1 protein-coding gene is annotated in these 250 nt (G+C 68.0%); it reads right to left on the bottom strand.

Translation table 11 applies throughout. The annotated features are described in order from the left end of the window. Positions 1-250, bottom strand: a 250-nt coding sequence (locus ACSC1Q_RS43265; protein WP_436764556.1) for an acyltransferase domain-containing protein, incomplete at both ends; no start/stop codon positions are given.

Genomic DNA, 250 nt, shown 5'->3' with positions numbered 1-250 from the left:
CCGCGGCTCGTTGAACGTCACCTCCTCCAGGACCCGCCGGAAGTCGGCCAGCATCGGCTCCATCCGCGCCGAATGAAACGCATGACTCACCGTCAACCGCCGAACCCGCCGCCCCCGCCGAGTGAAGTCAGCCGTCACGACCTCGACGAGATCCTCATCCCCGGAGACCACCACCGCCGACGGACCGTTCACCGCCGCGATCCCCACCCGATCCGTGTCGGGCAACGCCTCGAGAATCTCCCGCTCACTG

Source organism: Streptosporangium heterodermiicola (assembly GCF_051390675.1).
In the GTDB taxonomy this organism is placed as follows: domain Bacteria; phylum Actinomycetota; class Actinomycetes; order Streptosporangiales; family Streptosporangiaceae; genus Streptosporangium.
This window is presented reverse-complemented; position numbering and strand designations above follow the sequence as displayed.